22 protein-coding genes and 1 tRNA gene are annotated in these 24,879 nt (G+C 64.8%); 19 read left to right on the top strand and 4 right to left on the bottom strand.

From position 1 onward, the window contains the following. Positions 1–111 precede the first annotated feature (111 nt). On the bottom strand, positions 112–870 hold the full coding sequence (locus ASE02_RS22355; RefSeq protein ID WP_056735005.1) for a beta/gamma crystallin-related protein: 759 nt from the start codon (positions 868–870) through the stop codon (positions 112–114). Positions 871–1,046: 176 nt separating this feature from the next. Here ASE02_RS22355 and ASE02_RS13350 point away from each other — a divergent pair, with 176 nt between their 5' ends. The 15 genes from ASE02_RS13350 (at position 1,047) to rpoC (ending at position 19,016) form a co-directional block, all read left to right on the top strand. Then, positions 1,047–2,237 (top strand): GNAT family N-acetyltransferase, encoded by a 1,191-nt coding sequence (locus ASE02_RS13350; RefSeq protein ID WP_056735007.1) that lies wholly within the window; start codon positions 1,047–1,049, stop codon positions 2,235–2,237. A 14-nt stretch (positions 2,238–2,251) separates the two neighbouring features. Next, entirely contained in the window at positions 2,252–3,172 is a 921-nt protein-coding gene (locus ASE02_RS13355; protein WP_156406041.1) for a transcriptional regulator, read from the top strand. Between the two features lie 183 nt (positions 3,173–3,355). After that, positions 3,356–3,679 (top strand): hypothetical protein, encoded by a 324-nt coding sequence (locus ASE02_RS13360; protein ID WP_056735009.1) that lies wholly within the window; start codon positions 3,356–3,358, stop codon positions 3,677–3,679. 321 nt (positions 3,680–4,000) lie between these two features. Beyond that, positions 4,001–4,076: transfer RNA gene (locus ASE02_RS13365), tRNA-Trp, on the top strand. Between the two features lie 63 nt (positions 4,077–4,139). Next, positions 4,140–4,451, top strand: coding sequence for a preprotein translocase subunit SecE (gene secE, locus ASE02_RS13370; RefSeq protein WP_056735010.1), 312 nt, complete (start codon positions 4,140–4,142; stop codon positions 4,449–4,451). Positions 4,452–4,459: 8 nt separating this feature from the next. Then, positions 4,460–5,023 carry a transcription termination/antitermination protein NusG gene (gene nusG, locus ASE02_RS13375; protein ID WP_056735012.1) on the top strand — a complete coding sequence of 188 codons (564 nt, stop codon included), beginning with the start codon at positions 4,460–4,462 and terminating at the stop codon, positions 5,021–5,023. 113 nt (positions 5,024–5,136) lie between these two features. Next, a complete protein-coding gene (gene rplK, locus ASE02_RS13380) occupies positions 5,137–5,568 on the top strand; it encodes a 50S ribosomal protein L11 (protein ID WP_056735014.1) in 432 nt (143 codons plus the stop codon). Positions 5,569–5,571: 3 nt separating this feature from the next. Beyond that, positions 5,572–6,261 (top strand): 50S ribosomal protein L1, encoded by a 690-nt coding sequence (gene rplA, locus ASE02_RS13385; RefSeq protein ID WP_056735016.1) that lies wholly within the window; start codon positions 5,572–5,574, stop codon positions 6,259–6,261. 115 nt (positions 6,262–6,376) lie between these two features. Further along, the gene (locus ASE02_RS13390) at positions 6,377–7,456 is read left to right on the top strand and encodes a hypothetical protein (RefSeq protein WP_056735018.1); all 1,080 of its coding nucleotides are present in this window, start codon (positions 6,377–6,379) and stop codon (positions 7,454–7,456) included. Between the two features lie 19 nt (positions 7,457–7,475). After that, a complete protein-coding gene (locus ASE02_RS13395) occupies positions 7,476–8,300 on the top strand; it encodes an enoyl-CoA hydratase-related protein (protein WP_056735021.1) in 825 nt (274 codons plus the stop codon). Positions 8,301–8,341: 41 nt separating this feature from the next. Continuing rightward, positions 8,342–8,716, top strand: coding sequence for a DUF5367 family protein (locus ASE02_RS13400; RefSeq protein WP_156406043.1), 375 nt, complete (start codon positions 8,342–8,344; stop codon positions 8,714–8,716). Between the two features lie 344 nt (positions 8,717–9,060). Beyond that, positions 9,061–9,576, top strand: coding sequence for a 50S ribosomal protein L10 (gene rplJ, locus ASE02_RS13405; RefSeq protein ID WP_056735025.1), 516 nt, complete (start codon positions 9,061–9,063; stop codon positions 9,574–9,576). A gap of 46 nt (positions 9,577–9,622) precedes the next feature. Continuing rightward, a complete protein-coding gene (gene rplL / locus ASE02_RS13410) occupies positions 9,623–9,997 on the top strand; it encodes a 50S ribosomal protein L7/L12 (protein WP_056735027.1) in 375 nt (124 codons plus the stop codon). Positions 9,998–10,643: 646 nt separating this feature from the next. Beyond that, on the top strand, positions 10,644–14,732 hold the full coding sequence (rpoB, locus tag ASE02_RS13415; RefSeq protein ID WP_056735029.1) for a DNA-directed RNA polymerase subunit beta: 4,089 nt from the start codon (positions 10,644–10,646) through the stop codon (positions 14,730–14,732). Between the two features lie 90 nt (positions 14,733–14,822). Then, positions 14,823–19,016 (top strand): DNA-directed RNA polymerase subunit beta', encoded by a 4,194-nt coding sequence (gene rpoC / locus ASE02_RS13420; protein ID WP_056735031.1) that lies wholly within the window; start codon positions 14,823–14,825, stop codon positions 19,014–19,016. 76 nt (positions 19,017–19,092) lie between these two features. On the opposite strand, the gene ASE02_RS22020 is transcribed toward rpoC, so the two are convergent. The 3 genes from ASE02_RS22020 to ASE02_RS22360 all read right to left on the bottom strand — a co-directional run bounded on the left by ASE02_RS22020 (position 19,093) and on the right by ASE02_RS22360 (position 21,356). Next, positions 19,093–20,001, bottom strand: coding sequence for a magnesium transporter CorA family protein (locus ASE02_RS22020; protein WP_162257170.1), 909 nt, complete (start codon positions 19,999–20,001; stop codon positions 19,093–19,095). A 13-nt stretch (positions 20,002–20,014) separates the two neighbouring features. Beyond that, on the bottom strand, positions 20,015–20,227 hold the full coding sequence (locus ASE02_RS13430; protein ID WP_056735033.1) for a hypothetical protein: 213 nt from the start codon (positions 20,225–20,227) through the stop codon (positions 20,015–20,017). A 553-nt stretch (positions 20,228–20,780) separates the two neighbouring features. Continuing rightward, on the bottom strand, positions 20,781–21,356 hold the full coding sequence (locus ASE02_RS22360; RefSeq protein WP_156406045.1) for a hypothetical protein: 576 nt from the start codon (positions 21,354–21,356) through the stop codon (positions 20,781–20,783). A gap of 365 nt (positions 21,357–21,721) precedes the next feature. Here ASE02_RS22360 and rpsL point away from each other — a divergent pair, with 365 nt between their 5' ends. The 4 genes from rpsL to ASE02_RS22980 all read left to right on the top strand — a co-directional run. Beyond that, positions 21,722–22,093, top strand: a complete 372-nt coding sequence (gene rpsL, locus ASE02_RS13440) for a 30S ribosomal protein S12 (protein ID WP_056018026.1) — start codon at positions 21,722–21,724, stop codon at positions 22,091–22,093. 12 nt (positions 22,094–22,105) lie between these two features. After that, positions 22,106–22,579, top strand: a complete 474-nt coding sequence (rpsG, locus tag ASE02_RS13445; protein WP_056735037.1) for a 30S ribosomal protein S7 — start codon at positions 22,106–22,108, stop codon at positions 22,577–22,579. A 101-nt stretch (positions 22,580–22,680) separates the two neighbouring features. Continuing rightward, on the top strand, positions 22,681–24,759 hold the full coding sequence (gene fusA / locus ASE02_RS13450; protein WP_056735039.1) for an elongation factor G: 2,079 nt from the start codon (positions 22,681–22,683) through the stop codon (positions 24,757–24,759). 48 nt (positions 24,760–24,807) lie between these two features. Beyond that, positions 24,808–24,879: hypothetical protein (locus ASE02_RS22980; protein ID WP_235536694.1), on the top strand; the 72-nt coding region annotated here is incomplete at its 3' end.

Here is a 24,879-nt window from a genome sequence, read left to right on the forward strand (position 1 = left end):
GGCGGCCGCACCGTCGGCGCCGGCGTCGTCTCCAAGATCGTCGAATAGTCGATCTGACACCCATCTAACGATCAGGCCGCCGGAGCAATCCGGCGGCCTTTTTGTTTGGGCTCAGTACGGGCGGCCGTTGACCGGCCGCATGGACGAAACGGCTTCGCCCAGTCCGTATTGCCGCAGGTCGCGGACGTCGCGGTCGAAGATCTGGCAACGGCCGCGGAAGTCGCTGTCGCTGCAGACCTGCCAGGCGCCGCGGCCCTGGATGCGCAGGCTCATCGCCCGGTCATTGTATTGGCGGGGCAGGTTGGAGACCTCGCGTTCGGCCTGATAGGCCTGACCGCCGAAGTCCGGCGCGCTGTAGAGCATGACGCTGCCGCCTTGCCATGGGGGAGGCGGACGACCGCCACCGCCACCACCGCCGCCGCCGCCCCAAGAGCAGTTCAGGCGACCGTTGTCGTTGCGGATGTCGTTGCGGCACTCCTGATAGCGGATCGAGCTGTAGTTCCAGCGGCCGCGGCCGTCCTGGCAGCTGGCGGTCAGGGTGGCGTTGCGCCCGGAGCCGCGCACGGTGGCGCCGCGGCAGGTGTGCTGGTAGGTGCCCTGCGGAAGCCAGCCGGGTTGCTGCCCGCCCCAGTTTCCACCGTTACCGCCGTGCTGGCCGCCGGTTCCGCCGCCCCAGTTGCCGCCCTGCTGGCCGCCGTTTCCACCGCTCCAGCCGCCGCCGTTGCCGCCGCCGAAGCCGCCGTCGTTACCGCCCTGCTGGCCGCCATTGCCTCCACCGAAGCCGCCGCCTTGCTGGGCGGGGGTTTGGGCTTGGGCCGGCCCGGCGAGGACCGCCGCGGCGAGCGCCATGACGGCGAATGATGTCTTCATCTTTGATATCCTCACCAGTTGAAGTTCGACCATGAGTAGCGCGGAAAGCGCTGCGAACATAAGACACCAAGGCCAAGTGCCGGCAAGAACACGTTATTTACCGCTGAAGCGCTACCCTTGCGGGCGCCTGGAAAAGGCGACCCATTTACGGGTGCGTAGCGCGGGAGTGTCCGAGGGTGGGCGCGGAACTGACCATCGCGGTGATGAGGCCCGCCGAGCTGAGCGCTGAAGCGCGCGGCCTCTGGGCGGCCTTTCGCGCCGCGGAGCCGGCCTTCCAACGCCCTTACTTCGATCTGCGTTACGTGTTGGCGGCCAGCGAAAGCGCACCTGGTGCGGCGGTGGCGGTCATCTCGCGCGCCGGGCGGATCGTGGGCTTCCTGCCGTTCCAAAGACGTGGCCGGCTGATCCAGCCGATCGCCGCGCCTCTGACCGACTATCATGGCCTGCTGGCCGCGCCGGGCGAGCAGATCGATCTCCAGGCGGTGACGGCTGGGCTGGGCGCGCGCCGTTTCCGGTTCAGCGGATTGGTCGCCCGCGAGCGCCCCGCCCCGAACGCGGTGGTCCTGCAGTCCATGGTCGCCGATCTGTCAGCGGGACTTGATCCCTATCTGAAGCGCCGGGGCGGCGACTTCCTGAAGGATAAGCGCCGCCGCGCGCGGCGACTGGCTGAAGCCCACGGCCCGCTCGAATTCGCCTTCGGGCCAGGGTCCCAGGACGCCTTGGACTTCATCATTCGCCTGAAGCGGAGCCAGATCCGCCGGACCAATCAGCACGACATCTTTTCCAGCGCCTGGGTCATCCGGCTGCTGAGGCGACTGGAGGCGATGGAGGAGGCCGATTTCGGCCTGCGGTTCGCCACCCTGCGGGTGGGTGGGCAGCTCATCGCAGCCGAGGTCGGGCTGCGGTCCGGCGGCGCCTATCACCTATGGTTCCCGGTCTATGATCCGGCGTTCGCCCGCTATTCGCCCGGCGCGCTGCTGACGCTGGAGACCGCGCGGGCGGCGGCCGAGCAGGGAATCTCCCTGATCGACTTCGGGGCCGCCGGTGAAGAGTACAAACGCGATTTCGCCGATCCCGGCGATCAGGTCTTCGAAGGCGATGTGACGACCGGCGGGCTGGTCGAGGCGGCGCGCAACGCCGCCGACCTGGCCTTTGGTCGCTCCAGCCCGGTGCGGCGGGCGTTGAGCGCCGCCGGCGGCCGCGTCGATCGCCGATGGGACCGGATCATCGCCTGTGAACCGCAGTTGGAGGGCCGAGTGGGGGCGGCCTCGCTCAGCCTTGGCCAGATCGCGCGGCGCAAACCGAAGACGTCGATCGGCGTGGGGCTCGGCCTGGGCATCGGCCTCTACAGCCTGATCGTCGATTGAGAGGAGCCTCGCCCTTGACCTTGTCCGCCACGACCGCCCCCTCACTGGTTCCAGCTTGGAATCAGCAGCAGCGCGACGACTTCGCCCGCAAGCCGATGACTTTCGCGCACCGGTTCGCCGAGACCGGGCTGTTCGACGACGAGCGGCTGGCCCAGGTCCTCGACCGCTACCCGGCCGAACTCTACGACATCAATCTCTTCGACTTCGACGCCGAGGGGCAGATGCAGATGCGGACCGGCGTTCGCGGCCGCATGCCCGGCAAGGACGTGCTGGCGGGGGTCAAGGAGGGGCGGGTCTGGGTGCAGCTTCGCGGCGTCGAGGCGCACTATGAAGAGCTCGGCGCCGCCATGCGGGCGATGTTCGCCGAGATCGCCGGCCAGGCGCCAGGGTTCCGCCCCATCCAGCTCAACGGCCAGCTGATCATGTCGGCGCCCCAGGCCAAGGTGCCGTTCCACGCCGATGCGCCGGGCGTCTGCCTGTTCCACATCCGCGGCCGGAAACGAATCTGGATCTATCCGAACGATGAGACCCACATGCCCCAGCAGGGCATGGAGGACATCATGCTGAAGCAGACCACCGAGGATCTGCCCTATCGGCGCGAATGGGACGCCAACGCCCAGGTGTTTGATCTGGAGCCCGGCATGGCGATCACCTGGCCGCTTCATGCGCCGCACAGGATCGAAAACCTCGGGGTCTTCAATGTCTCGTTGTCGGTCGACTATCAGACCTGGGGCACGAGGATCACCAACGGAGCCCACTACGCCAACGGCCTGTTACGGCGTTGGAAGCTGCCGGTGGCCGGGATGGCCAAGACGCCGGTGGCGGCCCGCGCCGGGCTGTGGGCGGCGCATCTGGCCATGAAGCGGATGAACCTGGTCGAGGACCGCATCCAGAACATGGAGCGTAGCTTCGAGCTTGGCGACGCCAAGGTCTAGGTTTCCGTTCACCATAGAATCAAGAAGTTAGCTGCTGATTCTAGAACTGACGCACGTGTCAAATTCTGCGTTGCCGGGGCAATGTCCTAGGCGCACAGTCAAGTTTGTCCGGCATGGACGGGACATGGGCGAGAAGGACGGAAAGGCATGCGCGTAACGTTTGGAAGTGCGTCGGCGATCGTCTTGGCGATCACCTTATGCGGAGCTTGCAGCGGCGAGGGCAGCGGAGACCGGGCGAAGGCCTCGGTCGCGGCCCAGGCGGCGGCCCAGGCTGAGAAGATCACGGCGGTGGGATGTCCTGTCGCCGCCCCGGCGACCGGGTGTCTGACCATCATGGCCAATGGCAAGGCCTATGATCTGGCGGGCGCGACCCCGGCGGTGGATATGTCCCGCAATGTAGGCATCTCCGTCACGGGCGATGCAGGGGGCGGAGTGACGTCCTGCGGCGTCAAGCTGACGAATGTGAAGGTCGACTATCTCGGTCTGTCCTGCGGGGCGCCGACCTAGTTGGGCGTCGGCGCGTCGCGCCCAGGCGCTTTGACCGCAGAATCGGTCAGGACGCAGGCGTTGCGCGCCGAACCTTTCATCCCGTCGGGCGTAAAGGAGCCGCGATAGGCTCCCCGGCGGCCGCGTGTTAGCCGCTTCGCCCACAAGGTTCGATCCGAAAGCGGCGATTGGACGTCGGTGACGCTGATCGCAGCCTTGCGAGCCTGGAAGTCCGCTGCTAAACGACCCGGCTCCGACGATAAGGCGCGCGTCGATGGACAAGAGGTCCTCCGGCGCGCTGCTCATTGTTCGGAAGTCAGGCCCGTAAGGGCAGGGCAGTGTAGGAGTGTAGCTCAGCTGGTAGAGCATCGGTCTCCAAAACCGAGGGCCGGGGGTTCGAATCCCTCCACTCCTGCCAACCTATATGAGTACGCCGGGCGCGGAGGTCCGCCGCCCACATGAAGAGAGTCGTAAGAGCCTGATGGCTAGGAAACCGGGTTCGTCCCCGCAAGCGATTAAGAACCGGGCCGCCAAAACGGCCGCGGCGATCGCCCCTGCGTCTGCTCTGGCGCAAGCCGCGCCCGTGAAGAAGAAACGCACGAGCCCCGCACAATTCTTCCGCGAAGTGCGCGCCGAGAGCCGCAAGATCACCTGGACCACCCGCAAGGAGACCTGGATCACCTCGGTGATGGTCGGGATCATGGTGGTGTTGGCGGCGGTGTTCTTCATGGTGGTCGACTGGCTGCTGGGTTCGGGCATGAACCTGCTGCTCCAGTTCGCTAACGGTGGTTGAATAAAGACATGAACGCCGAAACCCCCACCGCTCCGAACCCGCGCCACAAGTGGTACATCGTCCACGCCTACTCGAACTTCGAGAAGAAGGTGGCCGAGTCGATCCGTGAACAGGCCAAGAGCCAGGGCCTGGAGGATACGTTCTCCGACATCCTGGTTCCGACCGAGGACGTGGTCGAGATCCGCCGTGGCCGCAAGGTCAACGCCGAGCGCAAGTTCTTCCCGGGCTACGTCCTGGTGAAGATGGAGCTCACCGACGAGGCCTACCACCTCATCAAGAACACTCCGAAGGTCACGGGCTTCCTCGGTTCGGGCTCCAAGCCCATGCCGGTCTCCGAAAAGGAAGTCGCCCGGATCATCGGCGCCATCGAAGAAGGCGTGGAGCGGCCGAAGCCGACCATCTCCTTCGAGATCGGCGAACAAGTCCGTGTCACCGACGGCCCCTTCGCGAGCTTCAACGGCTCGGTGGAGCAGGTCGACGAGGAACGCGCCCGTCTGCGCGTGACCGTGTCCATCTTCGGACGCGCCACACCGGTCGAGCTCGAATACGGTCAGGTCGAGAAGATCGCCTGATCGGACCACCACCCGGCCCGCTTTTGGGCCGGGTTTCAAATCCGTGGGAGGGGAGGGTCACCTAGCCCCGCACCACGGCTCAACAGACCGGGCGTCCGGTCAAAGAGGAGAAAATGGCCAAAAAGATTTTGGGCTATATCAAGCTGCAGGTGCCCGCGGGCTCCGCAACCCCTTCGCCGCCCATCGGGCCGGCGCTCGGTCAGCGCGGCGTGAACATCATGGGCTTCTGCAAGGAGTTCAACGCGCGCACCGAGAAGGAAGTTAAGGGCACCCCCCTGCCGACGGTCATCACCGTCTATCAGGACAAGTCCTTCACCTTCATCACCAAGACCCCGCCCGCGACCCACTACATCAAGCAAGCGCTTGGTCTGAAGTCGGGCTCCAAGGAGCCGGGCCGCACCGTCGCCGGTTCGATCTCGCGCGCCCAGCTGCTCGAGATCGCTGAGAAGAAGATGAAAGACCTCAACGCCAACGACGTTGACGCCGCCGCCAAGATCATCGAGGGCTCCGCGCGCTCGATGGGCCTCGAAATCGTGGAGGCCTAAGCGATGAGCAAGCAAGCCAAGCGCATTCAAGCCTGGACCGGCGACCGTACCGTCGCCCATCCCCTCGAAGCCGCCGTCAAGCTGGTGCGTGAAAACGCCAAGGCCAAGTTTGACGAAAGCATCGAGATCTCCGTCAACCTGGGCGTCGACCCGCGTCACGCCGACCAACAGGTCCGCGGCGTGGTCTCGCTGCCCTCGGGCACCGGCCGCGACGTTCGCGTCGCCGTCATCGCCAAGGACGCCAAGGCCGCTGAAGCCGAAGCCGCCGGGGCCGACATCGTCGGCGCCGAAGAGCTGGTGGAACGCATCCAAGGCGGCTTCATGGAATTCGACCGCGTGATCGCCACGCCGGACATGATGGCCCTCGTCGGCCGTCTGGGTAAGGTGCTGGGTCCGCGCGGCCTGATGCCGAACCCGCGCGTCGGCACGGTGACCATGAACGTCGGTCAAGCCGTGAAGGACGCCAAGGGCGGCGCCATCGAGTTCCGTACCGAAAAGACCGGCATCATCCACGCCGGTATCGGCAAGGCGAGCTTCACTGACGAAGCTATCCTGATCAACGTGCGCGCCCTTGTGGACGCGCTCAACAAGGCCAAGCCGTCGGGCGCCAAGGGCGTCTACATCAAGAAGATCAGCCTCTCCTCGACGATGGGCCCGGGCTTCAAGGTGGATGCCGGTTCGGTCGGCGTCTAAGTCGCCAGATCAACTAAGACTCCGGATCGGGGCGCAGCGGAAACGCTGCGCCCCTTTTCTTTGCCCCGATCACGGCTAAGCTCGACCCTAACGAGAAAAATCGGGGGAGGGCGCGATGGCGGTCGGTCGGATGATGAGGGGGCTCGTCTTGGCCTGCGCTCTGCTGGCCCCGCTGGGCGCGGCGCGCGCGCAGAGCTTCAGCTTCGTCGCCCTGGGCGACACCGCCTACAACCCCAGCGTCGACTACCCGGTCTATGAGGCCCTGATCGCCAAGATCAACCAGGCCAAGCCCGCCTTCTCGATCCATGTCGGCGACACCTGGGGCGCGCTGCCCTGCACCGAGGACCAGCACCGCTCGATCCTGGCCTGGTTCGCCAAGTACGATCATCCCGTCGTCTACACGCCCGGCGACAACGAATGGGCCGACTGCCGTAAGCCCGACGTGCTGGAGGCCTATTCGCGCTATGTGGGCAAGAAGGCCACGCCCGCCGATCTCGCCCTGCTGATGCCCCTGCAAGGGCTGGACGCGGGCATGAGCAACGCCGGCTATGACGACCCGATCGCCAGCCTGGGTCTGATCCGCAAGGTGTTCTTCGCCAAGCCGCAGAGCGTCGGCGGCAAGACCATGCCGCTGACCCGGCAACCCGATGTCTCGGCGTTCAAGGACACGGCCGAGAACACCCGCTGGGAGAAGGGCGGGGTGGTCTTCGCGACCGTCAGCGCGCCTGGCTCGCACAACGGCTTCAGCATCACCAGCGAGGCCCGGGCCGCCGAGGCCGTGGCGCGCAACCGGGCCAATGTCGACTGGATCAAGTCCACCTTCGCCGAGGCCAAGGCCAGGAACGCCAAGGCCGTGGTCATCTCGTTGCAGGCGGCGATGTTCGACGAGCGGGACGGCGGCGACTTCAGCGGCAAGGCGGTGCGCGGCGGCCGCGAGGGCCCCTATTACTGGCTGGTGCTGGCGATCCGCGATCTGGGCGGCAAGTTCGGCAAGCCGGTGCTGGTGATCAACGGCGATGACCATGATTTCATTGTCGATCGGCCGTTCATGGTCGGGCAGGGGGAGATGAAGCCGGCGCTCTATGGCAACATCACCCGGCTGCAGGTCTATGGCGCGCCGGAACTCCGGGCGGTGAAGGTCGGTGTCGACACCGACACGCCCTGGGTCTTCAGCTTCCAGCCGCTCTACAACTGACCCGCCGCGGAGATCTGCCTTGGACCTCAAGACCACCCGCTACGAGATCGAGGACGGTATCGCGACCGTTACGCTGTCCCGGCCCCAGCGTCGCAACGCCTGGACCGGGCGGATGCACACCGAGTACCGCTGGATCCTCAGCCGGGCCGACCAGGACCGGGACGTCCGGGTGATCGTTGTCACCGGCGACCCGGAGGGCCAGGCCTTCTGCGCCGGCGCCGATATGGGCGCGCTGGAAGGGCATTCTGAGAAGGGGCGCTATGATCCCGGCACCGCCGACGACATCGCCACCCCAGGCTTCGGCGTCGATCCGCATTTCGACGCGGCCTTCGCCTATCACTTCGGAATCGGCAAACCGATCATCGCGGCGATCAACGGGGCCGCGGCGGGCGTCGGCCTGGTGCTGGCGGCCTTCGCCGATCTGCGCTTCGCCGCGCAGGGCGCGAAGTTCACGGCCGCCCACGGGCGGTTCAATTTCCCGGCCGAGTTTGGCCTCTCCTGGGTGCTGCCGCGCATCGTCGGCCTGACGCACGCCAACGACATCCTGCTGTCGAGCCGGGTGTTCACCGCCGAGGAAGCTCAGGCGATGGGGTTCCTCAACCGCCTGACCGAGCCCGCGGACCTGATGCCCAGCGTCATGGACTACGCCCGCAAGCTCGCCGACGGCGTCGCGCCAGGATCGGCGCGCGAGACCAAGCGCCAGATCTACCGCGACCTGCATCGCGACGCCGCCGGCGCGGTCGTGGCCGCCGAACGCCTGCTGGAGGCCATGATCACCGAACCCGATTACAAGGAGGGCGTGAAGGCCTGGACCGGCAAGAGGAAAGCCAATTGGGTCGGCTAGGCGCGCGTTCCGTTCCGATGGTCGGGGAGGGCGCCTCGCCCTTGCTGCTCTATCTGTGGTTCGCGGCCAGGGGTTCGTTCGTCTGGGCGGTGTCGACGCTGATTCTCCGGCTGTTGCCGCCCGGGTGGGTGGATCGCCCGGCCTGGACCCTGTTGATCAGCGGCGCGGTGTCGGGCGCGGGCCTGGTGGTGGCCACCCTGTTCTTCGTGCGCAAGGTCACGCCCGACCATCGGCTCGGGGCGCTGGTGGCGTTCGTCGCGCCGCAAATGCTGCTGGATGCGGGGGTAACGGCGCTGTTTTCCCTTGTTCTGCCCAATTTCCCGATCAGCCACGCGCCGCTGTTCGGCGCCTTCGTGCTCTGGTGCTATGCGGTGATGCTGACCACCGCGGTGATCGCCACGCGGCCTCCGCCCTGAGCAGGCGGTTGTCTTAGGGCGCTTAAGCGTGTAAAGGCCGCGCCTTCAAGAGTTTCGTCTCTCCGCAAGGGGAGGCGTGGACGGGGGGCTTGCTCCCCGATCCTGTCCAAGAACTGTGGGGAACCGGGGGCCACCCGGATCCGTGACGCGAGGAAGAGCCCTTCCTCAAGCACAGGGAGACGGGAAGATGAAGTTCCGCCGACCATCGGCTTCGATGGGCGCGTGAACTGCGGCTTCTCTCAAAGGACAGGCTTAAACGATCCGCGTGGGGGTTCGCCTTCGCATGGGTCGTCTGCTGCGGTCGTCGGAATCGTCTGACGACTAACCTGAGTATGGAGACCGCAATGGACCGCGCTCAAAAGCAGGAGTCGATCGAGACGCTTAAGGGCGTTTTCGAAGGCGCCGGCGCCGTGGTCGTGACCCACAACCTGGGTCTGACCGTTGCGGAAATGACTGATCTTCGTGGCCGTCTCCGCAAGGAAGGCGCCGCACTGAAGGTGGTGAAGAACACCCTGGCTCAAAAGGCTCTGGACGGTTCGATCGGCGAAGCGGGCGACGCCCTCTTCACCGGCCCGGTCGCCATCGCCTATGCGCCGGATCCTGTCTCCGCCGCCAAGATCGCTTCTGAATTCGCCAAGGGGAACGAGAAGTTCACCATCATCGGCGGGTTCATGGGCACCGAGGTTCTGGACAAGAAGGCCATCAGCGCGCTTGCGACGCTGCCGTCCCTCGACCAGCTCCGCGGCAAGATCATCGGCCTTCTGCAAGCCCCGGCCACCAAGGTCGCCGGCGTTCTGCAGGCTCCGGCCGGCCAGCTGGCTCGTGTCTTCGGCGCATATGCCGCCAAAGACGCCGCCTGATCGTCATTCCCGAACACACACTTCAATTCCCTAAGGACACCTACACATGTCGAAGCTCGAAAAGCTGGTCGAAGAACTCTCCACCCTGACCGTCATGGAAGCGGCTGATCTCTCCAAGCTGCTGGAAGAAAAGTGGGGCGTCTCGGCCGCCGCTCCGGTCGCCGTCGCCGCCGCCGCCGCCGCTCCGGCCGAAGCCGTCGAAGAGCAAACCGAGTTCACCGTTGTTCTGACCGCCGGTGGCGACAAGAAGATCAACGTGATCAAGGAAGTCCGCGGCGTCCGTCCGGACCTCGGTCTGAAGGAAGCCAAGGACCTGGTCGAAGGCGCTCCGCAGAACGTCGTCGAAAACGTCTCGAAGCAAGTTGCCGACGAAATCGCCAAGAAGCTGACCGAAGCCGGCGCGACCGTCCAAGTGAAGTAAGAGCGACTTCGCGAGTTTCTCGCGTCGTCGAACGGGCCCGGAGGGAAACCTCCGGGCCCGTTTTCTTTGGCCCCTGTTCTTTGGAATGAGGCCAAGGCCCATCGTGTTTCGGTCAAGCTGCGAGCGACGCAGCGACCCTGTTGGGCCCCTCTGTGCGCGGGATCGCCGCCGGCGGTTCGCGGGGCGGGGCGAGGGCGCCGACGCAGTATGACGCCCCTGGTTGAGCCCCCGATGATTTTCTGTGGATCGCCGCCTGAAGGGGAACATGTGGGGGCGTTCGCTGGTTGACGTCGCGCACACGACGAGAGATCGATGAAGGACCCGGGAGCGTCCCGGGACAGGACCAGATGGGACGGCGTGGCGCCGTCGGCGTACGCCGCCCCATTTTCTTCGGAAAGGGGCTTCCCTAGTCCGTGCAAAAAGCCTATCTGGCTCTCTTCGCGAAATTTACGACTCGTCGCTGATGCGACTTTTCGCGCGCGTACGCTCCGAGGCATGGCCCATCGCCCTCCGGCCATGCGAGGGAGCGCCCCTGGCGAAACAGGGGCTTCCAGCGTCCGGCGCCCGCAAGGGCGTTCGAGGGTGGACGCAGGACAACACGACCTGACGCGCGGAAACCGTTCTGCGCGTCGCTCAAGGGAACAAAATGGCGCAATCCTTCACCGGAAAAAAGCGGATCCGTAAGTCTTTCGGCCGCATCCCCGAAGCCGTGCAAATGCCGAACCTGATTGAGGTTCAACGCTCTTCCTACGAACAATTCCTGCAACGCGAGACCCGCGCCGGCGATCGCCGCGAAGAGGGCGTCGAAGCAGTCTTCAAGTCGGTCTTCCCGATTAAGGACTTCAACGAGCGCGCGGTGCTGGAATACGTCAGCTACGAGTTCGAAGAGCCGAAGTACGACGTCGAGGAATGCGTCCAGCGCGACATGACCTATGCGGCGCCGCTGAAGGTCAAACTGCGCCTCATCGTGTTCGAAACCGATGAAGAGACCGGCGCCCGCTCCGTGAAGGATATCAAGGAGCAGGACGTCTACATGGGCGATATCCCGCTCATGACCGAGAAGGGCACCTTCATCGTCAACGGCACGCAGCGGGTCATCGTCTCGCAAATGCACCGTTCGCCGGGCGTGTTCTTCGACCACGACAAGGGCAAGACCCACTCGTCGGGCAAGCTGCTGTTCGCCGCCCGCGTCATTCCCTACCGCGGTTCGTGGCTCGACTTCGAGTTCGACGCCAAGGACGTGGTCTACGTCCGTATCGACCGTCGCCGTAAGCTGCCCGCCACCACCTTCCTGATGGGCCTGGGCATGGACGGGGAGGAGATCCTCTCCACCTTCTACGAGACCGTCACCTACGAAAAGCGCACCGACCCGAAGAAGGGCGCCGCCGGCTGGACCGCCCCCTACAAGCCCGAGCGCTGGCGTGGAGCCAAGCCGGACTATCCGCTGATCGACGCCGAAACCGGCGAAGAGATCGCCCCGGCCGGCCAGAAGATCTCCGCGCGTAACGCCAAGAAGTTCGCCGATGCGGGTCTGAAGACCCTGCTGCTGGCGCCCGAAGCGCTCAACGGCCGCTACCTGGCCCGCGACCTCGTCAACTTCGAAACCGGCGAAATCTACGCCGAAGCCGGCGACGAGCTGGACGCCACCGTCCTGCAAGGCCTGGAAGACCAAGGCTTCAGCGCCCTCGACATTCTCGACGTCGATGAAACGACCATGGGCGCCTACATTCGCAACACCCTGCGGGTCGACAAGAACAACGCCCGTGAAGACGCGCTGTTCGACATCTACCGCGTGATGCGTCCGGGCGAGCCGCCGACGGTGGAAGCCGCCGAAGCGATGTTCAAGTCGCTGTTCTTCGACGGCGAGCGCTACGACCTTTCGTCGGTCGGCCGCGTGAAGATGAACATGCGTCTGGAGCTGGATTGCCCCGACGACGTGCGCATCCTGCGCAAGGAAGACGTGCTGGCGGTTCTGCAGACCCTGGTGGGCCTGCGCGACGGCAAGGGCGAAATCGACGACATCGACAACCTCGGCAACCGCCGGGTCCGTTCGGTCGGCGAGCTGCTGGAAAACCAATACCGCGTTGGCCTGCTCCGTATGGAGCGCGCCATCAAGGAACGCATGAGCTCGGTCGATATCGACACGGTCATGCCGCACGACCTGATCAATGCGAAGCCGGCGGCCGCCGCCGTCCGCGAGTTCTTCGGATCCTCGCAGCTCTCGCAGTTCATGGACCAGACCAACCCGCTCTCGGAAATCACCCACAAGCGCCGTCTCTCGGCGCTTGGCCCGGGCGGTCTGACCCGTGAGCGCGCCGGCTTCGAAGTCCGCGACGTGCACCCGACCCACTACGGCCGGATCTGCCCGATTGAAACGCCGGAAGGCCCGAACATCGGCCTGATCAACTCGCTCGCCACCCACGCCGTGGTGAACAAGTACGGCTTCATCGAGAGCCCGTATCGCCGGATCAAGGACGGCAAGACGACCGACGAGGTCGTCTACATGTCGGCCATGGAAGAGGCCAAGCACGTCATCGCCCAGGCCAACATCAAGTTGCTCAACGGCGAGATCGTCGAGGACCTGGTCCCCGGCCGGATCAACGGCGAACCTTCGCTGCTGCCCAAGGGTGACGTCGACCTGATGGACGTGTCGCCGAAACAGGTCGTTTCGGTCGCCGCCTCGCTGATCCCGTTCCTCGAAAACGATGACGCCAACCGCGCCCTGATGGGCTCGAACATGCAGAAGCAGGCCGTGCCGCTCATCCAATCGGATGCGCCGCTGGTCGGCACCGGCATGGAAGCTATCGTCGCCGTCGACTCCGGCGCTGTCGTCGTGGCTCGCCGCGCCGGCGTGGTCGAGCAGATCGACGGTACTCGCGTCGTCATCCGCGCGATCGGTGAAACCGACCCGACCAAGGCCGGCGTCGACATCTACCGTCTGCAGAAGTTCCAGCGTTCGAACACCTCGACCTGCATCAACCAGCGTCCGCTGGTCCGCGTGGGCGACAAGGTCAACGCCGGCGACGTGATCGCCGACGGCCCGTCGACCGACCTGGGCGAACTGGCCCTGGGCCGTAACACCCTCGTCGCGTTCATGCCGTGGAACGGCTACAACTTCGAGGACTCGATCCTGATCTCCGAGCGCATCGTGCGCGACGACATCTTCACCTCGATCCACCTCGAGGAATTCGAGGTCATGGCCCGCGACACCAAGCTGGGTCCGGAAGAGATCACCCGCGACATCCCGAACGTCGGCGAGGAAGCTCTGCGCAACCTCGACGAAGCGGGCATCGTGGCGATCGGCGCCGAGGTCCTGCCGGGCGATATCCTGGTCGGCAAGGTCACCCCGAAGGGCGAAAGCCCGATGACGCCGGAAGAAAAGCTTCTGCGCGCCATCTTCGGTGAAAAGGCTTCGGACGTTCGCGACACCTCGCTGCGCCTGCCGCCCGGCGTCGCCGGCACGATCGTCGAAGTCCGCGTGTTCAACCGTCACGGCGTCGACAAGGACGAACGCGCCATGGCCATCGAGCGCGCCGAAATCGACCGTCTGGGCAAGGACCGCGACGACGAGTTCGCGATCCTGAACCGCAACATGACCTCGCGTCTTCGCGACCTGATCGTCGGCAAGACCGCCGTCTCGGGCCCCAAGGGCCTGGGCCGCGGCGAAGTCACCGCCGACAAGCTGGAAGAGATCGCGCCGGGTCTGTGGTGGCAGATCGCCATGGACGACGAAAAGGCCATGGGCGAGCTGGAGGCCATGCGCCGCCAGTTCGACGAAGCCCGCAAGCGTCTGGACCGCCGCTTCGAAGACAAGGTCGACAAGCTGCAGCGCGGTGACGAACTGCCGCCTGGCGTGATGAAGATGGTCAAGGTGTTCGTGGCCGTGAAGCGCAAGCTTCAGCCCGGGGACAAGATGGCCGGCCGTCACGGCAACAAGGGCGTCATTTCCAAGATCCTGCCGATCGAGGACATGCCGTACCTGGAAACCGGACAGCACGTGGACATCGTTCTGAACCCGCTGGGCGTGCCTTCGCGCATGAACGTCGGCCAGATCTTTGAAACGCACCTGGGTTGGGCGGCCGCGGGCCTCGGCAAGCAGATCGCCGACCTGTTGGAAGCCTGGCAGAACGGCGGGCAGAAGCAGGCCCTCCTCGATCACCTGCGCGACATCTACGGCCCCGACCAGGAGCTTCCCGACACGACGGAAGAACTGATCGAACTGGCCAAGAACCTGTCGAAGGGCGTGCCGTTCGCGACCCCGGTCTTCGACGGCGCCCACATCGACGACATCGAGAACCTGTTGGAGAAGGCGGGCCTGGCGCGTTCGGGCCAGTCGATCCTGTACGACGGCCAGACCGGCGAGCAGTTCAAGCGTCCGGTCACGGTCGGCTACATCTACATGCTGAAGCTGCACCACCTGGTCGACGACAAGATCCACGCCCGTTCGATCGGTCCGTACTCGCTCGTCACCCAGCAGCCGCTGGGCGGTAAGGCGCAGTTCGGCGGTCAGCGCTTCGGGGAAATGGAAGTGTGGGCTCTGGAAGCCTACGGCGCGGCCTACACCCTGCAGGAAATGTTGACGGTGAAATCCGACGACGTGGCCGGCCGGACCAAGGTCTACGAGTCCATCGTCCGCGGCGACGACACCTTCGAGGCGGGCATCCCCGAGAGCTTCAACGTTCTCGTCAAGGAAATGCGTTCGCTGGGTCTGAATGTGGAGCTGGAGAACGGCTAAGGCCGGCTCCGACTTCTACCGAATGTGCGAGGGGAGGGGCCGTCAGCTCCTCCCCACCGCCTCTGGAAATACTGACGAACTGGAAAATCGATGAACCAGGAAGTCCTGAATATCTTCAACCCGGTCCAGGCCGCTCCGACCTTCGACCGTATCCGTATTGCTCTGGCTTCGCCTGAAAAGATCCGTTCGTGGTCGTTCGGCGAAATCAAGAAGCCTGAGACCATCAACTACCGGACGTTCAAGCCGGAACGTGACGGCCTGTTCTGCGCCCGTATCTTTGGCCCGACCAAGGACTACGAATGCCTGTGCGGCAAGTACAAGCGCATGAAGTACAAGGGCATCATCTGCGAGAAGTGCGGCGTCGAGGTCACCCTCGCGCGCGTTCGCCGCGAGCGGATGGGCCACATCGAACTGGCTTCGCCGGTCGCCCACATCTGGTTCCTGAAGTCCCTGCCGAGCCGCATCTCGATGATGCTCGACATGGCCCTGAAGGACATCGAGCGGGTCCTCTACTTCGAATACTACATCGTCACCGAGCCGGGCCTGACGCCGCTGAAGCTGCATCAGCTGCTCTCGGAAGACGACTATATGCGCTACCAGGAGGAGTTCGGGGACGACAGCTTCACCGCCGAGATCGGCGCCGAAGCGGTCCAAGGCCTGCTGAAGGCCATCGACCTGCCCAAGGAAGCCGACCGTCTGCGTGAGGACCTCCTCACCATCACGTCGGAAATGAAGCTGAAGAAGACGTCCAAGCGTCTGAAGCTGATCGAGAGCTTCATCGAAAGCGGCAACAAGGCCGAATGGATGATCCTCTCCGTGGTCCCGGTGATCCCGCCGGAACTGCGTCCGCTGGTTCCGCTGGACGGCGGCCGCTTCGCCACGTCCGACCTGAACGACCTCTATCGCCGGGTCATCAACCGGAACAACCGCCTGAAGCGCCTGATCGAGCTGCGCGCGCCGGACATCATCATCCGCAACGAAAAGCGGATGTTGCAGGAAGCCGTCGACGCCCTGTTCGACAACGGCCGTCGCGGTCGGGTCATCACCGGCGCCAACAAGCGTCCGCTGAAGTCGCTGGCCGACATGCTGAAGGGCAAGCAAGGCCGCTTCCGTCAGAACCTGCTCGGCAAGCGCGTCGACTATTCGGGCCGTTCGGTCATCGTCGTCGGTCCGGAGCTGAAGCTGCACGAGTGCGGCCTGCCGAAGAAGATGGCGCTCGAGCTGTTCAAGCCGTTCATCTATGCGCGCCTGGACGCCAAGGGCCTGTCGGGCACCGTCAAGCAGTCCAAGCGGATGGTTGAACGCGAACAGCCGGCCGTCTGGGACATCCTGGACGAGGTGATCCGCGAGCACCCGGTTCTGCTGAACCGCGCGCCGACCCTTCACCGTCTGGGCATCCAGGCGTTCGAACCCAAGCTGATCGAGGGTAAGGCCATCCAGCTTCACCCGCTGGTCTGCGCCGCCTTCAACGCCGACTTCGACGGCGACCAGATGGCCGTCCACGTCCCGCTCTCGCTGGAAGCCCAGCTTGAAGCGCGCGTGCTGATGATGTCGACGAACAACATCCTGTCGCCCGCCAATGGTCGCCCGATCATCGTGCCGTCGCAGGATATCGTTCTGGGCCTCTACTACCTGTCGCTGGCCAAGGACAAAGAGCCGGGCGAAGGCAAGCTGTTCGCCGATCTCGGTGAGATCGACGCGGCGCTCGACGCCAAGGTCGTGACGCTCCACACCAAGATCAAAGCCCGTCACGCGGAAATGAACGCCGAAGGCGAGCTGGTCCGCAAGGTGATCGATACGACGCCTGGCCGGATGAAGATCGTGGCGCTGTTCCCGCACCACCCGGCGATCGGCCACCGCCTTCTTGAGAAGAACCTGACCAAGAAGGAAATCGGCAACCTGATCGACGCCGTCTATCGCCACTGCGGTCAGAAGGCGACGGTCATCTTCGCCGACCAGATGATGGCGCTGGGCTTCAAGGAAGCGGCCAAGGCCGGCATCTCCTTCGGTAAGGATGACATCATCATCCCCGAGCGGAAGAAGCCGATCGTGGCTCAGACCCGCGCGCTGGTCGAAGAGTACGAGCAGCAATACGCCGACGGTCTGATCACCAAGGGCGAGAAGTACAACAAGGTCGTTGACGCGTGGGCCAAGGCCACCGACCGCGTCGCCGACGAAATGATGTTGGAAATCTCGACCGCCGAGAAGGACGAGAACGGCCGTGAAAAGGAGATCAACTCGATCTTCATGATGGCCAACTCCGGCGCCCGGGGTTCGCAAGCCCAGATGAAGCAACTCGGCGGGATGCGCGGCCTGATGGCCAAGCCGTCGGGTGAAATCATCGAGACGCCGATCATCTCGAACTTCAAGGAAGGCCTGTCCGTCCAGGAGTACTTCAACTCCACCCACGGCGCCCGTAAGGGTCTGGCCGACACCGCGCTGAAGACCGCCAACTCCGGCTATCTGACGCGTCGTCTGGTCGACGTGGCGCAGGACTGCATCATCAACGAGGAAGACTGCGGCACCACCCGGGGCATCACCCTGCGGGCCGTGGTCGAGGGCGGCGACGTCCTCGTCTCGCTGGGCCTGCGGGTTCTCGGCCGGTTCTCGGCCGAAGACGTGAAGGATCCGGGCACCGGTGAAGTCATCGCCCCGGCCGACACCTATTTCGACGAGAACATGTGCGATCTCGTCGACAAGGTCGGCGTCCAGTCGATCAAGGTGCGCTCGGTCCTGACCTGCGAAGCCAAGGTCGGCGTCTGCGGCGCCTGCTACGGCCGCGACCTGGCCCGCGGGACTCCGGTCAACATCGGTGAAGCGGTCGGCGTTATCGCCGCCCAATCCATCGGTGAACCCGGCACCCAGCTGACCATGCGGACCTTCCACATCGGCGGTACGGCCCAGGTGGCCGAGCAGTCGTTCTTCGAAACCGGCAACGAGGGTATCGCTCGGATCGTGGGCGGCATGACCGTCCAGGCTCCCGACGGCGAGTTCGTGGTTCTGAGCCGCAACCTGCAGATCGTCGTGCAGGTCGACGGTAAGGATCGTGAGACCTACAAGCCGCCTTACGGCGCCCGCCTGCGGGTGAAAGAGGGCGACAAGGTCAAGCGCGGCCAACGCCTCGCCGAATGGGACCCCTACTCGAACCCGATCATCTCCGAGGTGGGCGGCAAGGTCCGCTTCGAGGACTTGGTCGAGAACATCTCGGTCCGTGAAGAAGCCGACGAAGCCACCGGGATCTCCAACCGCGTGGTCATCGACTGGCGTACCTCGACCAAGGGTTCGGACCTGCGTCCGGCCATGTCGGTGATCGGGGACGACGGCGCCTACATGCGCATCTCCAACGGCGGGGAAGCGCGTTACCTCCTGCCGAGCGGCGCCATTCTTTCGGTTGGCGACGGCGACGAGATCAAGCCGGGTGAAGTCCTGGCCCGCGTCTCGACGGAAAGCGCCAAGACCCGGGACATCACCGGTGGTCTGCCGCGCGTCGCCGAACTCTTCGAAGCCCGCCGTCCGAAGGATTGCGCGGTCATCGCCGAGATGGACGGCCGCGTCGAATTCGGCCGGGACTACAAGAACAAGCGCCGGATCAAAATCACCCCCGAGGATGGTGGCGAACCGGTCGAGTTCCTGATCCCGAAAGGCAAGCACATCGCCGTCCACGACGGGGACATCATCCGCAAGGGCGAGTACCTGATCGACGGCAACCCGGATCCGCACGACATCCTGCGCATCCTGGGCATCGAAGCGCTGGCCGAGTTCCTGGTGGACGAGATCCAGGAGGTCTATCGCCTCCAGGGCGTGCCGATTAACGACAAGCACATCGAAACGATCGTTCGTCAGATGCTGCAAAAGGGTGAAATCCTTGAGCCGGGCGACACCGGCCTGCTCAAGAACGACCACCTGGACATGACGGAGATCAACGAGGAGAACGCCAAGGCTGAAGCCCGCGGCGGTCGCCCGGCGCTCACCCAGCCTGTCCTGCTCGGCATCACCAAGGCGTCGCTGCAAACCCGCAGCTTCATCTCGGCGGCCTCGTTCCAGGAAACCACTCGCGTGCTCACCGAAGCTTCGGTGCAGGGCAAGAGCGACACCCTGGAGGGCCTGAAGGAAAACGTGATCGTCGGCCGTCTGATCCCGGCCGGTACGGGTTCGTACCTCCGGAATCTGCAGCGCATCGCCGCCAAGCGCGACGAAGCCCTGTCGGCCAGCCGCGAAGAGGCCATGGAGCCGCTTCCGGACATCATCGCCGTCGACGCCGAGGCGGAGAAGGTCGAGAGCTAAGAAGCTCTGCCAGTCAGAACTTCAATGGAACGGCCCGGGAGCGATCCCGGGCCGTTTTCATTTGCGCCCGCCGCGCCTAACGCAGCCATCCCTTCTGCTTGATGTAGACCAGCGGCAGCAGGGCCGAGAGCAGGGTGAGCACGATGGTGGCGGCGAAGCCGTGCTTCCAGGCTAGCTCAGGCATGACCGCGAAGTTCATCCCGTAGAAGGTGGCCACCAGCGTCGGCGGCAGGAAGACGGCGGTGATGATCGTGAACACCTTCACGATCTGGTTCTGCTTCACGTTCAGCGAGGTCATGACCGAGTTCTGCAGGTAGCGCAGCTTGTCGTGCTCGAACCCGGCGCGCTCCTTCACGCTGCCGATATCCGACAGCAGGGTCTCGACGTGGAGCCGCAGTTCGTCGCCGTTCGTGGCCAGGTCGAGCCGCAGGTAGCGGGCGGCGCGCTCCAGCAATAGCTGGCCCTCCTGGATGCGCGAGACCAACTCCTCGCTGTCGTTGAGTTCGAGCATGGCGCCGGAGATGTCGCTGACGCCGATTTCGCGGCCGCGGTCATCCACCCCGTCCATGATCGCGCCGATCTGCTCGTTCATGGCCTCGATCGAGTTGCTGGCCAGCTCGACGATCTGTTCCGACGCAGTGTTCATCGCCCGCAGCAGCGCATAGAGCACCCCGCGTGGGTCGCCCGCGAACTCGGGTTTCCGTCGCAGGGCCGCGAGGCCACGATCGAAGGCCGCGAGCCCGGCGGCGGGCTCTAGGGTCACCAGGATCTCCTGGCCCAGCGCCAGCAAGACGCTCTCCTGACGGACCTCGTCGCCGCTCCGCACCATGGTGGTGACCCGGAGATAGACGTAGAGCTCGTCCTCTTCATATCCCTCGGTCAGCAGCGGGAAATGGCACTGCAATTCGTGGCAGGCCCGGGCCAGGCCATCGATGTCGCCGGCCTTCAGGCGCCGCCAGCGGAATTCGGAGATCATCATGTTCATGGTCGTCTCCCGGTCAGGGGCGAGCCGCCGCGCCCCGTGGGGACGCAGCGCTCGAGAAGCTCTCATGGGCTGGCGAGGTGGACGAGGTGAGCGTGTCCGCGCCTTGCGGTTGGAGGTAGTGAATGGCCAGCATCACCGCGCACAGAACGACGTAGAGGATCACCACGGCGGCGATCACCTCGCGTTCCAGGCTGGACGGGACGCCGGCTGTGGGCTTACGCGCCATAGCCTGCTCCTGGTTCTAGGTTGGGGGGCCCGCTAGCGGCGACCAGTCGAAGGGCTCAGGCCGCCTTGCGAAGCAGCCGCAGGACAGCCGGCCGCGCGGAGGGAGGCTCCACGACGTCTTCCGTCCGCCAGGTGCGCGACAGCCGGCCGTCCTGTGGGGACCAGGACCAGTAGGCCGATAGGCGTGGGCGCATGGCGACGGTTGTCGTCATGCGAGGGGGCGCAGGCGCACGCAGCGTCCATACGCGGTTCAGGACCGGAGTTTTCATGCTCGCCTCCATGGGGCCGCTTGAAGCGGCCGACCGGCGAGCGGAGAGGTTGGACCCTACGCTCGCCCGACGTACGCCGGGGCGACCCTTTCGGTTTTTTCGGGCGACGAAGCGGACGGGCAGGCCGGCGCTCCGCAGCGACTAGGGTAGGTGTCCATTGGCTCGTTTGTGTTGGCGCCCGATGGGTCGGGCGATGGCGGGCTAGGCCCCTGTGGATAGTTTGTCAACCAGGGCGCCTGTCGAGGAGGCGCGCGCCACCCAGTTGGTCTTGGCCGATTGCGGTCGTCACCGCGCCGCCTTCAGAGCTTCCCTCATGCCCGGATAGATCCCGGTCTGGCGATAGATGCGCATCTGCTCCTGGGCGGCGACCTTCTCGTCGAAGCCTCGCGACTTGTCGCGGGCGATCGGCGGCGGAATGAACGGCGCGTCCTTGGCGCCGGCGCCCAGCTTCTCCAGGCATCCCTGGCGCTCGTCCTTGCTGAGCAGGGCGAGGTTTGCGCACCCGACCACGCCGCGTCGCAAGGCGTTTCGCAGGTCCGCCGGCGCGCCGGCGGAGGACGCGGAGGAGGGGCCAGGCGACGGACCGACGGGCGCTGTCGGCGCCGCGGCGCTGGAGGTTACGAGCGGCGCCACCGGGGTGATCTCGTCCGGGCGCAGGACCCGGCGTGGCCGCAACGGGCGGATGGCCGTGGCGCGTACGGGCGCCGTTGCGCGGTCCTGGCGAGGGGGCATGAAGACAGGAACCACCTCCACTTCGAAGACCGGCGGCGCCTCGACCGGGGGCTGGGCCGGGCGGCTGAGGGCCAGCAGCGACAGCACGGCGAGATGGCCGACTCCGGAGGCTGCGAGTACAACGGTCAACCTTCGCCGGTCCGTGGGACTCATGTCGCGCCCTTGGGTTGCAAACTTGACCGCAGACTTCGCGTCACGCGCGGCGAATTCGTGGCTGAAACTGACCCAAAGGCGGCGAAAAAGGCCTTTCTTTCGCAAGCGTTGACGGGAAGGGGCTTCGCGAGTATGAACCGCGCTCCTTTCGCGACCGGGGATTCTTCCCTCGTCCCGATGAACGGTCTGTCCCGCAACGGACGACCAGGCCCGCCGGAACGCACGAGATCGCGCGCCGGCGAGTTTTTGCGTTCAACGGGTGGTCTCGAGACCAGACACGACCTGAACCCTTTTTCGAGGCGCTACGGCCAAACGGCACACGCCTCCAGAGCAGAGATTAGATGCCAACAGTCAACCAGCTCATTCGCAAGCCCCGGCAGGACAAGCCGTCGCGCAACAAGGTGCCTGCCCTTAAGGGCTGCCCCCAGCGCCGTGGCGTCTGCACCCGCGTCTACACGACCACCCCGAAGAAGCCGAACTCCGCTCTTCGTAAGGTCGCCAAGGTGCGTCTGACCACCGGGATCGAAGCGGTTTGCTACATTCCCGGCGAAGGCCACAACCTTCAGGAGCACTCCGTCGTGCTCATCCGCGGGGGCCGCGTGAAGGACCTTCCCGGCGTTCGCTATCACATCCTGCGCGGCGTGCTCGACACCCAAGGGGTCAAGGACCGCAAGCAGCGTCGTTCGCTCTACGGCGCCAAGCGTCCTAAGTAAGGAATAAGAAGAATGTCCCGCCGCCGTCGCGCCGAGAAACGTGAAGTTCTGCCGGATCCCAAGTTCGGAGACCTCACTGTCACGAAGTTCATGAACTACGTGATGTACGAAGGTAAGAAAGCCGTCGCAGAAAACATCCTGTACGGCGCCTTCGACATCCTGGAAGCCAAGCGCAAAGAACAGACCCCGCTGGAAACGTTCCACGCGGCTCTGGAAAATGTCGCTCCTGGCATCGAAGTCCGCTCCCGTCGGGTCGGCGGCGCCACCTATCAGGTGCCCGTCGAAGTCCGTCCGGAACGCCGCAAGGCCCTGGCCATCCGTTGGTTGGTCACCGCCGCCCGCAAGCGCGGCGAGAACACCATGACCGAGAAGCTGGCCGGCGAACTGCTGGACGCTTCCTCGAACCGTGGTTCGGCCGTGAAGAAGCGTGAAGACACGCACAAGATGGCCGAAGCGAACCGCGCGTTCTCGCACTACCGCTGGTAAGACCCGGCATCCATCGCTTTCCGGCGCGGGCGGTTTGAGTTAAACCGCCCGCGCCGTTCGTTCAGATATCCCGAACGCCCTTCTCCAGCAGAGCTTCCGCTATGCCCCGCACGAACAAAATCGAAGACTACCGCAACTTCGGCATCATGGCGCACATCGACGCCGGTAAAACGACGACGACGGAGCGGATCCTCTACTACACCGGCAAGAGCCATAAGATCGGCGAAGTCCACGATGGCGCGGCCACGATGGACTGGATGGAGCAGGAGCAGGAGCGCGGCATTACGATTACGTCGGCCGCGACGACCGCCTACTGGAACAACCACCGCCTGAACATCATCGACACCCCCGGCCACGTGGACTTCACCATTGAAGTCGAACGTTCGCTGCGCGTGCTCGACGGCGCCGTGACGGTGCTGGACGGCAACGCCGGTGTCGAACCGCAGACCGAGACCGTCTGGCGCCAAGCCGACAAGTATCGCGTTCCGCGGATCGTCTTCGTCAACAAGATGGACAAGCTCGGCGCCGACTTCGACAAGTCGGTCGAGTCGATCCGTGACCGTCTGGGCGCGAAGGCCGTTCCGATCCAATTCCCGATCGGCTCGGAATCCTCGCTGCGCGGCCTCGTGGACCTGGTCCGCATGAAGGCCGTGCTCTGGGACAACGACGGTCTGGGCGCGACCTTCCGCGACGAAGAGATCCCGGCCGACCTGATGGAAAAGGCGATCGAAGCTCGCCACTACCTGATCGAGAACGCCGTCGAACTCGACGACGAGGCGATGGAATCCTATCTGGGCGGCGAAGAGCCCTCGGAAGCCGTCATCAAGAAGTGCATCCGTAAGGCCGTTCTCACGGGCGCCTTCTATCCGATCCTTTGCGGTTCGGCCTTCAAGAACAAGGGCGTCCAGCCCCTGCTCGACGCCGTCGTCGACTATCTGCCGTCGCCGCTCGACATTCCCCCGACCGCGGGCATCGACTTCCGTACCGAAGAGCCGATCGTTCGTCGGGCCTCGGACGACGAGCCGCTGGCGGTTCTGGCGTTCAAGATCATGGACGACCCCTTCGTCGGCTCGCTGACCTTCTGCCGTATCTATTCGGGCAAGCTCGAAACCGGCATGAACCTGATGAACTCGACCCGCGACAAGAAGGAACGCGTCGGCCGCATGCTGCTGATGCACTCCAACAACCGCGAAGACATCAAGGAAGCCTATGCCGGCGACATCGTCGCCCTGGCCGGCCTGAAGGACACCCGTACGGGTGACACCCTCTGCGACCCGCACAAGTCGCCGGTGATCCTCGAGCGCATGGAATTCCCTGCGCCGGTCATCGAGATCGCCGTCGAGCCCAAGTCGAAGGCCGACCAGGAAAAGCTGGGCGTCGCCCTGGCCAAGCTGGCCTCGGAAGATCCGTCCTTCACCGTCTCCACCGACTTCGAGTCGGGCCAGACGATCCTGAAGGGCATGGGCGAGCTGCACCTGGACATCAAGATCGACATCCTGAAGCGGACCTACAAGGTCGAAGCCAATATCGGCGCGCCGCAGGTGGCCTATCGCGAGAGCCTGGGTAAGAAAGTCGACATCGACTACACCCACAAGAAGCAGACCGGCGGTACGGGCCAGTTCGCCCGCGTCATGATCACGTTCGAACCTGGCGAGCCGGGCTCGGGCTTCGTGTTCGAAAGCGGCATCGTCGGCGGTGCGGTTCCGAAGGAATACATCCCCGGCGTCGAAAAGGGTCTGGAGTCCGTCAAGGACAACGGCCTGCTCGCCGGCTTCCCGCTGATCGACTTCAAGGCGACCCTGACCGACGGCAAGTACCACGACGTCGACTCCAGCGTGCTGGCCTTCGAAATCGCGGCGCGCGCCGCCTTCCGCGAACTGCGCGAGAAGGGCGCTCCGAAGCTGCTCGAGCCGATCATGGCTGTCGAAGTCGTGACCCCGGAAGATTACCTGGGTTCGGTCATCGGTGACCTGAATGGTCGCCGTGGCATGATCCAGGGCCAGGACACGCGCGGCAACGCGATCGTCGTCAACGCCTTCGTGCCGCTGGCGAACATGTTCGGTTATGTGAACACCCTTCGCGGGATGTCGCAGGGCCGCGCTCAGTTCACCATGCAGTACGATCACTACGATCCGGTGCCGCAACACGTCGCCGACGAAGTGATCAAGAAGTACGCCTAACCCCAACCCTAGTTTAGAGGACAAGCCCAAACAGGGCTGGAGCTTGAAATGGCTAAAGAAAAGTTCGAACGCAATAAGCCGCATTGCAACATCGGCACGATTGGTCACGTTGACCATGGC

It is taken from the genome of Phenylobacterium sp. Root700 (genome assembly GCF_001429025.1).
In the GTDB taxonomy this organism is placed as follows: domain Bacteria; phylum Pseudomonadota; class Alphaproteobacteria; order Caulobacterales; family Caulobacteraceae; genus Phenylobacterium.